Consider the following 11,340-nt stretch of genomic DNA (forward strand, 5'->3'; position numbering starts at 1 on the left):
TAGACGGTAAATATGAAAGTTTGCGATATTAAAGTATTGAAATATAATGGATAACTACATAGAACGGCTTCAAGAAAGAGGCATTAATATTACAGCTGTAAGACTGCTCATTTTTAAAGAAATGATGAATTTTTCGCATGCATTTTGTCTTGCGGATTTAGAAACTACACTCGATACTGTCGATAAGTCTACCTTATTCAGAACCATCACTTTGTTTCATGAGAAACGATTGATACACAGTATAGACGATGGTTCCGGCTCTATCAAATATTCGGTTTGCAGCCGCTATTGCGATTGCTCGGTAGAGCAGCAGCATACACATTTCTACTGCGAAAAGTGTAAAACGACATTCTGTCTCGACAATGCTTCTATACCCGAAGTAAATATCCCTCAAAACTTTATTCTTCACAGTGCAAATTTTGTACTGAAAGGCTTATGCAGTCACTGTTCTAAAATTGCAACCTAGTTGCGTTCGTTAACCAATAACTTTGTATTAAAATTAAAACACGTACATAGAATGAAAAAACAACTTATTTATTTAGTTTGTCTGTTTGTCTTTGCTTGGGGGTGCAATTCCAACAAAGCAGATGAACACGCCGGACACAATCACGATAAAGAATCGCATGAAGGTCATAATCATGAAAAAGAAGGTCACACTCACGGCGAAGAAGGACATGATTGTGATCATGATCATGGCGAGAAAGACAAAACCGCAGAAAATCATAGCGATGAGATTATCTTTACTCCCGAACAGGCTAAAGCCGTAGGCTTGGAAGTAATAACAGTAAAACCGGATCGTTTTCATCAGGTGATAAAAACCAGCGGACAAATACTTTCGGCTCAGGGAGATGAGGTAACAGTATCTGCCACAACAAATGGTATAGTATCGTTCAATAAAGCATCGTTGAATGACGGTTTATCTGTAAAGGCCGGCGAATCGTTGCTTAGTATATCATCCAGAAATATTGTGGATGGTGATCCTGTTCTTAAAGCTAAATCGGCATATGAGATTGCACAACTCGAGTATCAACGGGCGGAAGCGCTGATAGCTGATAAGCTGATATCGCAGAAAGAATTTAACGAACTGAAACTCAATTATGAGAATACCAAAACAGCTTATGGCAACTTTGCTACTCATCAGGGAGCAAAAGGAGTTGGGATATCCTCGCCTATCGGTGGTTTTGTTAAATCAAAATTGGTAACCGAAGGTCAGTATGTAGAAGTAGGTCAGCCATTAGTGACTGTCACACAAAACCGTAAGCTACAGTTGCGAGCCGATGTTTCGGAGCGCTACTATAAAGATTTAGGAAATATAACCACAGCTAATTTCAAAACACCTTACGATAAAGCGATTCATCGCCTTTCCGATCTGAACGGAAGACTGGTTTCTTATGGCCGCTCTGCAAATACACAAGAATATTATGTACCCGTCAATTTTGAATTTGACAATATCGGTCAGATAATATCGGGATCGTATGTTGAGGTATTTCTCATATCCGGAGTAAAGCAACAAGTAATTTCCATACCTGTTTCTTCTCTTACCGAAGATCAAGGTATTTACTTTGTATATATCCAATTGGATGAAGAAGGATATAAAAAGCAAGAAGTGAAACTCGGTGCCAGCGATGGTGACCGTGTAGAAATTCTTTCGGGTTTGAAAGAAGGAGATATTGTTGTCAGTAAAGGAGCTTATCATGTTAAACTGGCATCGGCATCAGCTGCTATACCACACGGTCATGAGCATTAACAAGGAGGAAATAATATGTTAAATAGAATAATACATTTTTCGTTAAACAACCGTTTGGTCGTCCTTATTGGTGCGGTACTTCTTTTGGTTGGAGGACTGTATACTGCCAAGAATATGGAAGTAGATGTGTTTCCCGATTTGAATGCACCGACAGTTGTTATCATGACCGAAGCCAACGGCATGGCAGCGGAGGAGGTGGAACGGATTGTTTCTTTTCCTATCGAAACTGCGGTAAACGGAGCAACTGATGTTCGCCGTGTCCGTTCGTCTTCCATCACAGGATTTTCTGTCGTGTGGGTCGAGTTTGACTGGGGAACAGATATATATAAAGCGCGCCAGATAGTAACCGAAAAACTGGCGACAATAAGCGGTACTTTGCCCGGCAACGTGGGACAACCGACATTAGGACCACAATCGTCTATAATGGGTGAGATTATGATTATCGGGCTTACTGCCGATTCAACGTCTTTACTCGATTTACGCACATTGGCCGACTGGACTATTCGCCCACGTTTACTGTCAACCGGAGGTGTGGCGCAAGTAACCGTAATTGGTGGGGATATCAAAGAATATCAGATATTACTTGATCCCGGTCGTATGAAACATTACGGTGTGAGTCTCGATGAGGTTTTGCAATCGGTTCGGAATATGAATCAGAATGCTGCGGGAGGAGTCTTGTACGAATATGGTAACGAATATATTGTTCGTGGCATCATGCAAAGTACAGATGTAGACCAATTGGGAACAGGAGTCATAAAGAAGGCGGGAGAAAATCCGATTCTTATCCGCGACATAGCCGAAATCAAAATTGGAGCGAAAGCACCTAAATTGGGTGTGGCATCCGAACGAGGAAAAGAAGCTGTATTAATGACTGTAACCAAACAGCCTAATACAAATACGATAGAACTTAGTGAAAAGCTGGATGCATCTCTTGTCGATCTTCAAAAAAGTTTACCGGCAGACGTGCAAATATCGTCTGACATTTTCCGTCAGGAACGGTTTATAGAAAACTCAATAGGCAATGTTCAAAAATCGCTGTACGAAGGATCGATATTTGTTGTAATTGTCTTGTTCCTTTTCTTAATGAACGGGCGCACAACATTTATATCTCTATTGGCACTTCCTCTATCTTTACTTACTTCTATTCTTGCCCTTAAGGCTATGGGATTAACCATTAATACCATGAGTCTCGGGGGAATGGCTATCGCTATTGGTTCACTGGTGGACGATGCTATAATAGATGTCGAAAATGTGTTTAAACATCTGCGAGAGAACAGGCAGAAGCCGATAGCTGAACAAAAGAAAGTTCTGGATGTCGTTTTCGAAGCATCGAAAGAGGTGCGCATGCCGATTCTTAATTCAACATTAATTATTGTTACTTGTTTCATTCCGTTATTCTTTTTGAGTGGGATGGAAGGGCGAATGCTTGCTCCGCTTGGTATTGCCTTTATAGTTGCATTGTTTGCTTCTACTATTATTGCACTTACGGTTACCCCTGTACTATGTAGCTATTTGCTTGGTAAGAACAAAGGGAATAAAGAAGATAAAGAGCCGGTCTTTGTTGTCAAATTGAAAGTGATATATGAAAAAAGTTTGCATTGGGCTTTGATTCATCAAAAGAAAGTACTAGCTGTAACAGGTCTGTTATTAGCTTCGGCGATTATTATATTCTTTACATTGGGGCGTAACTTCTTACCTCCATTCAACGAAGGATCATTTACTATCACAGTCAATACATTGCCCGGAATATCGATTGAGGAATCTGATAAAATAGGCAGACAAGCCGAACTGATGTTGCTGACTGTACCCGAGATTCAGACGGTAGGACGTAAAACAGGTCGTGCGGAGTTGGACGAACATTCATTTGGCGTAAACTCTTCCGAGATAGAAGCACCTTTCATATTGAAAGATCGCTCCAAAGATGAAATGCTTGTCGAAATACGTGAAAAGCTAAATGCAATTCCGGGAGTAAGTATTGAGATTGGACAACCCATATCACATCGCATCGACCATATGCTGTCGGGAACGAAAGCCAATATCGCTATTAAGTTATTTGGTACGGACTTGAATCAACTCTTTGCATTGGGTAATCAAATAAAATCATCGATAGAAGGTATCGAAGGCCTTGCCGACTTGAATGTAGAGCAACAAGTCGAACGTCCGCAATTAAAGATTATACCTAAACGCGAAATGCTTGCCAAATATGGTATTACATTACCCGAGTTTTCGGAGTTTGTAACAGCCATGCTTGCCGGAGAAATTGTTTCACAGGTGTATGACAATGGTAAAACATTCGATCTGACACTTAAAGTAGATGATAATTTTAAAGATGAGGCAGATAAAATACGTAATCTGATGATTGATGCAAATGGCAAAAAGGTTCCATTTGAATATGTCGCTGAAATAACTTCGTCTACAGGGCCTAATGCTATCAACCGAGAGAATGCTCAGCGTAAAATAGTTGTATCGGCGAATGTTGCTGGACGTGATCTGCGTGGAGTTGTCGATGATATTCAAAATAATATAGATGCTAATATCATATTGCCTGAGGGATATCACATTGAATATGGCGGTCAGTTCGAAAGCGAGAAATCGGCTTCTCAAACCTTATTAATTACGTCTGTGTTCGCTATATTGATAATCTTTTTGCTGTTATTCAATCAGTTCCGCAATGTGGCGCAGTCGGCAGTAGTGTTAATTAACTTACCATTGGCTCTCATTGGTGGGGTATATGTAATCTTCTTGACTACGGGCGAGATAAGCATACCTGCCATCATTGGTTTTATATCGTTATTTGGTATTGCAACGCGTAATGGAATCCTGCTAATGTCTCACTATAACGACTTAAGTGCTAAAGGGTTTTCGATAGAAAAAAGTATTTTGCAAGGTTCGCTCGATCGACTGAATCCTATTTTGATGACTGCATTATCATCCGGATTAGCTCTGGTTCCATTGGCTATACAAGGTGACTTGCCCGGAAATGAGATACAAAGCCCCATGGCAAAGGTTATTCTGGGAGGATTATTAACGTCTACTTTATTGAATATGTACATTGTTCCGATAATTTATAGGATGTTGAAAAACCGCAAACCGCAGGTAGAAGAAACTTTAGTTCAACAAGAAATTAAATGAAAGTTATGAAACGAATAATATTTAGTATTATCCTGTCTTTTACTGTATTGACAATCGATGCCCAATCAGGTTTTGAGCAGGTTTTGAACAGCATAGAAGCCAATAATACAACTTTGAAAGCTCTTAGAGAACAGGCTAATGCCGATAAAATAGGAAATAAGACTGGTCTTACTATTGCCAACCCCGAAGTTGAATTTGGATATCTTTGGGGTAGCCCGGGAGATACCGGTAATAGAACGGATCTGAATGTAACCCAGTCTTTCGATTTTCCGACAGCCTATCGTCATAAATCACAATTAGCACAAGGGAAGAATCGGCAAGTGGATTTGAACTATGATCAACAGCGCAGAGAAGTGTTACAAGAGGCACGCCTGCTCTGCGTCGAGTTGACTTATCAGATTAAAATAAATAAATTACTGACCGAACGTCTGAAGTATGCGAAAGAGTTATCAGCCGGTTATCAGACTATGTTTGATGAAGGAGATATCAATGTTCTGGAGCGTAATAAAACGAAGCTTAATTTATTGAGTGCAGAGAAGGCTTTACAAATAAATGAAGTTGAGATCAATACTATTAAATCCGAATTACGGCGGATGAATGGAGGAATATCTATTGAAAATAGTCTGGATGCTTATCCTCAGTTTGCTTTCCCTTTGAACTTCGATGAGTGGTTCGTTAATGTAAAAGAGAATAATTCCTTACTTCAGTTAGCGGAGCAAGAGGTCGTCTTAAGTCGTAAGCAAGAGCAATTGACACGTGCACTCAATATGCCTAAGTTTAATGCCGGATATACTAGTGAACGAATTTTGGGAACAGTATTGCAAGGGTTTACTATAGGGGTTTCTATCCCTTTGTGGGAAGGAAAAAATACAGTGAAGCACCAGAAGGCTCAAACTATAGCCTTGCAAATGCAGCAAGAAGATTACAAATTACAGTTTCGTAATAAATTGAAAAATGAATATGAGAAAGCATATAAACTATCTCTCTTTCTGAAAGAGTATGAGAATGCTTTGTCAATAACCAATAATCACGAGTTACTTGCACGGGCATTCGATAGGGGGCAGCTTTCCCTTATCAATTATTTACTGGAAGTATCTGTGTATTACGAAACAGTTGATAAGTACCTCGAAACCGAGCGGGATTACCACCTAGCGGTGATCGAACTCTTGCAGTGGGAGAGATAAGTTGTTAATTTTTAAGGGAAAAGGCTGATGATTTTATCATCGGTCTTTTTTGTATAATATGGTGTATTATGTAATATTTATAGTATTATTTGGATAGAACGATTATTTAGTTAATTTTGCAAATATTAACGAACACCAAATCTATGAAAAAAACACTTACCATCGTAGCCGTTTTCTTATTGTTAGCGACTTTATATTCGAATGCACAATCGAAATATGGGGATGTAACCATTGATGAGCTGGATATGGCTGTATATCCTCAGGATACAACTGCTGCTGCTCTTATTCTATTGAAAGAGGGTAACTTAGATTTTATTTATGATGATGAAGCAGGTTTTCAATATCAGTATACACTAAAGATGAAGATAAAGATATTGAAGAATGAGGGGTTAGGGTGGTGCGATCAGGAAATCCCATATTATGAAGCAGACAGATTAAATAAGGAACGCATAACTCACTTATCTGGTACTACATACAATGCTGATAATAGAAAGATTATTAAGACAAAATTGTCAAAGGAGTTTATTTTTGATGAAAGCATAAATGAGAAGAATAAACTGAAGAAGTTTACCTTGTCGGGTGCAAAAGTAGGTTCTGTGATTGAATTTAAATATACAATTGTTTCGGACTATTATTATGATTTGCGGGAATTTTATTTTCAAAGTTCTATTCCAACACAGCAAGTTAGCTTTGAGGTTATAACTCCTGAGTATCTCTATTATAACTTAAATATGCAAGGTTACGAAAAAATAGATGCTACAAATACAATGGTTAATGCAAACTACAATATTCGTTACAAGGACGATAATGGTCGTATGCAGAGCACTATGCACACTTGTAATGCAAAAAAAACTGTTTTCAGAGGCAATAATATAAAGGCATTGAAAAATGAAAGTTATGTTTGGACATTAGGGGATTATATATCAAAAGTAACATTTGAACTAAGTAATACGAAATTTCCGAATAGCATGACAAAATCGTATACAACAACGTGGGCTAATGTAGATAAAGACATCCTTGATGCAGGTGTTTTCGGTGGTAATCTTAAGAAAACAGGTCTTTTTAAAAATGATATTTCAACAAAAGAAATAAATATTGAGAATGCGAAAGAAATACTCAATATGATTAAATATAAAGTGAAATGGAATGAGAAAAATGCATTTTATCCTTCCGATTTGGGTGATGTGTTAAAGAAAGGTTTAGGAAATAGTGCTGATATGAACTTCTTGCTTATCAATGCCTTGAAGTCTGGTGGCTTTGATGCCTATCCTGTTGTGCTTAGTACGAGGAGCAACGGACGATTGCCTGTAACTCATCCTAGTATTTCAGCATTGAATTATACAATTGTAGGTGTTAAGATAGATACCATGATGTATTATACTGATGCATCTGCTAAATTTGGAGATTGGAACCTTTTACCTCAAAAATGTATGGTTCCTCAGGCTCGTGCATTGCTTCAACAAGGGGGCGATTGGGTCGATTTATCTGCGGTTTCAATAGGAATGATGGCAATAACTAACGATTATAAATTTGAGGGAGGTGAGTATAAAGGGCGAATATCTATAACCCGAAGAGGAAATGATGCGCTCTCTTTCAGAGACCATTATGCGGACTATAAAGATAATAATGAATATTTGGAAAAGTTAACCGGACAATTGGCTTGCGAGGTTGTCGATTTTGAGATATCAGGAGCTGATAATGCTGCGGGTGATGTCAAGGAGATTTTTATTGTAAAACCGGATGTCACTTTAGGAGACGAATTTCTTTATATAAACCCATTTTTAATAAAGCATTTTTCGGAGAATCCATTTAAAGATGAAAATCGGACTGTTCCTGTTAATTTTAATTATTTGCAAAATTATAGGCAGATAGTTAATATTATGATTCCTGAAGGTTATGCTGTAGAGGAGACTATCCAATCGGAGAAAATTCTATTAGATGAGAATGAGTCTATGGTTCTGACTTGTCGCGTGGGACAAACTCAAAATAGCATCCAGATGAACTATCAGTTTCAATTAAAATCGTTACAGTTTTTACAAACTGACTATGAATTGTTACGCAATTTCTTTGCCAAAATAGTGCTTAAAAATTCGGAGCAAATTGTATTAAAAAAGATAAGCTGACAATTTATTTATGAATTATTGAATGAGAAATATAAAAATATATTTGGTGTTTGTTACTGTTTGCTTAATGAATAGCTTCATCTATGCGAATGATTATCCGGTATCTGCAATTGCCGATAGTCTGAAAATTGATGCTGTTGCAGTTGTCCGGGATTATTCGATTGTTTTTACCCAGTCTAATCTGAATAATGCTACTTATACTGTTACTGAAGTGACAACGATTTTGAATAAACAAGGAGATTATTATGCACATTTTAGGACCTATGGAGATAAATCAAGAGAGTTGAGCAGTTTTTCCGGAATTGTGAGGGATGCATCAGGTAAGATTATTCGGAAAATCAAGAAAGGAGATCTAATCGTATCCTCTATATCGGAGGGCTCTACAATGGCTTCAGATAGTTATAGTATTTCATATGAATGCCAACACCCTTCTTACCCGTTTACAGTAGAGTATTCGTATCAGGTAAAGATAAAGAATGGGGTCATTTCTTATCCGTCTTTTAGTCCTGTCGGCTTTCAGGAATCGCTTGAGAGGGCTGAGTTTAAATTGGAATTACCATTGGATATTAATTTGCGAAAAAAATCGAATTATGCATGTAATATTCAGAATGAAAAGATAGTAGATAAGAATATATATTCACTTTCGTTAATTGGATTGAAAGCGAGAAAATATGAAGTATTGGCACCTTCGTTCCGTGAAATCTTGCCACGAGTGTTATTTGCTCCGTCTGATTTTTGTTATGATTCTCATTGTGGTAATATGTCGACATGGGGTAGTTATGCCGAATGGGTGTCTAAGCTATTGAAAGATAGAGATATCTTGTCAGCCGATTTGGTAGCTAAGCTACAAGCAATGACAAAAGACGCTAAAGATGACAGGGAGAAAGTGAGAATTATTTACGAATATATGCAAAACCATTCCCGCTATGTGAGTATTCAGATGGGTATAGGAGGATTACAGCCGGCTGCTGCCATGCATGTGGCTAAAAATGGGTTTGGAGACTGTAAGGGCTTGTCAAATTTGATGAAAGCAATGCTAAAAGCAGTTGATATACCATCAAATTATTGTGAGATAAGTATGACGGAAAGAGAACTTTATTCTGACTTTGCAAATGTGAGTCAGACAGATCATGCAATCTTGCTTGTTCCATTGAAGGGAGATAGTATATGGCTTGAGTGTACTTCACAAACCTTACCTTTTGGATTTATTCATGATGATATTGCAGGACATACAGCTCTTGTTATTTCCGAAGATGGTACGGAAAGTAAGTTGTGTAGGCTTCCTGTCTATACTGATAAACAAAATAATAAGGAAACTATTCTAGTTGTTGATATTCACGAAGATGGTCAGGCTACAGGGCATATCTCTTTTGTCGAGCATTTGCATGGATATGTGTCTGCAATACCTGTATTCAATTCTAAAGATCGGGATAAGATGATTAAATATATTAATACCTATTTAAAACTACCCCATATTGAGTTTAGTGGAATTACCGCAACAGAAAATAAGGCATCATTACCTTCATGCCGGCTAGATGCTGCTTTCCAAGCTCCTGATTATGGCAATAAAACAGGAAATCGTTTATTCCTGCCTTTATGTCCTTTGCATAAAGGAACCCTGAATATGTTTTCGGCAGAGAGCCGGACTTGGGATATAGTCATGCAGAATGGTTTTAGCGAGACTGATTCTATTGTATTTAACTTGCCTGAATCGTATACGCTGGAAACCTTACCTAAAGATGTTGACATAAATACGCCTTTTGGTTCGCTCAAAACTAAAACCGAACAAAAAGATAATCAAATTATTTATACACAATACCTGGATATTTACTCGACAAGACATTCTAAAGAATCTTATAAGGAAGTAAAAGATTTTTTTGCTCAAATATCAACTACGATAAAAAGAAAACTAGTACTCCGAAAAATATAGTTTTTGTTCTTTTGCATAAAGTTCAATGTATTATTGTTTTATATTCAGAGCAGTAGTGTATTTCATTTCACTTGGTGCAGAGAAACTTTGTATTTTGATATTTCGTTTTACTTTGATGATTTTCTCGAAAATAAAATGGTTGCAGCCGTCCAAATATTCTGCTACCACTAGAAGTGGATTTTCGTTTGTATATCTTTGTCAGACTATTTATAAATAAATTCTGCAATAATTATAAGTAATGGCAATAGATCGTGTCTTTTGGTATCATTTCATGGCTGTAATAACAGTTTGTATATGGGGCGTAACATTCGTTTCAACCAAAGTCTTAATTGGCTATGGCTTGTCTCCCATCGAGATATTCTTTTTTCGCTTTGTTTTGGCATATATATGCATTTGTTTTGTCTCTCCACGTAAATTGTTTGCAAATAGCTTTAAAGACGAGTTGTGGATGGTGGGTGCAGGGCTTAGCGGAGGGTCGTTGTACTTTATCACCGAAAATACAGCATTGGGTTTGACATTAGCTTCGAATGTTTCTTTAATTATTTGTACAACGCCCATTTTGACCGCCTTTCTTTTTTATTTTGTAAATAAAGAAGAAAAACTAAAGAGAAATCTGTTAATTGGGTCATTTATTGCTTTGGCAGGAGTGGCTCTGGTTGTATTCAATGGCCGCTTTAACTTCGAAGTTAATCCATTGGGAGATATTCTTACATTTGTTGCAGCCCTCATGTGGGCATTTTATTGTCTCATACTAAGGCGTATGAATACAAAATACTCTATTTTATTCTTTACCCGTAAAGTGTTTTTCTATGGCGTAATTACCTCATTGCCTATGTTCATTATTAGTCCTCTTAATTTCAATTTAGATATCTTGCTGAAACCGGTTGTGTTTTCAAATTTGCTTTTTCTCGGTGTAGTAGCTTCTATGCTATGTTTTATTATGTGGAACAATATTGTCAAAAGAATAGGCGCTTTACGTGCTACAAATTATCTTTATATTGTCCCCCTTGTTACAATGATTACCTCAGCATTGGTTATTGACGAACAAATCACAATTATTACACTTGTCGGCTCTTGCCTTATTTTATTTGGAGTCTACTTAGTGGAAAGAAGTAGATAGGCGGAGCTTACGTTTCTGTAAACTGATGAAAAAATGCCTTTATTTATTAAATGAGTGATAGTTAATATTATCTTTTTTATTACCTTAGTCAAGTTAAATCTTAA

7 protein-coding genes are annotated in these 11,340 nt (G+C 37.4%); all 7 read left to right on the top strand.

From position 1 onward, the window contains the following. Positions 1-46: 46 nt before the first annotated feature. Positions 47-466: a Fur family transcriptional regulator gene (locus G7Y57_RS05810; protein WP_165021264.1), complete on the top strand. Its 420-nt coding sequence runs from the start codon at positions 47-49 to the stop codon at positions 464-466. A gap of 51 nt (positions 467-517) precedes the next feature. Then, entirely contained in the window at positions 518-1,747 is a 1,230-nt protein-coding gene (locus G7Y57_RS05815; protein WP_165021265.1) for an efflux RND transporter periplasmic adaptor subunit, read from the top strand. A 15-nt stretch (positions 1,748-1,762) separates the two neighbouring features. Further along, entirely contained in the window at positions 1,763-4,879 is a 3,117-nt protein-coding gene (locus G7Y57_RS05820) for an efflux RND transporter permease subunit (RefSeq protein WP_165021266.1), read from the top strand. 5 nt (positions 4,880-4,884) lie between these two features. Continuing rightward, positions 4,885-6,063 carry a TolC family protein gene (locus G7Y57_RS05825; protein WP_165021267.1) on the top strand — a complete coding sequence of 393 codons (1,179 nt, stop codon included), beginning with the start codon at positions 4,885-4,887 and terminating at the stop codon, positions 6,061-6,063. A 143-nt stretch (positions 6,064-6,206) separates the two neighbouring features. Beyond that, entirely contained in the window at positions 6,207-8,186 is a 1,980-nt protein-coding gene (locus G7Y57_RS05830; protein ID WP_165021268.1) for a DUF3857 domain-containing protein, read from the top strand. Positions 8,187-8,208: 22 nt separating this feature from the next. Beyond that, positions 8,209-10,116, top strand: a complete 1,908-nt coding sequence (locus tag G7Y57_RS05835; protein ID WP_255491351.1) for a DUF3857 domain-containing protein — start codon at positions 8,209-8,211, stop codon at positions 10,114-10,116. 238 nt (positions 10,117-10,354) lie between these two features. Continuing rightward, positions 10,355-11,236 (top strand): DMT family transporter, encoded by an 882-nt coding sequence (locus G7Y57_RS05840; RefSeq protein ID WP_165021269.1) that lies wholly within the window; start codon positions 10,355-10,357, stop codon positions 11,234-11,236. The last annotated feature ends 104 nt before the right edge of the window (positions 11,237-11,340 follow it).

Source organism: Dysgonomonas sp. ZJ279 (genome assembly GCF_011039205.1).
Classification (GTDB): domain Bacteria; phylum Bacteroidota; class Bacteroidia; order Bacteroidales; family Dysgonomonadaceae; genus Dysgonomonas.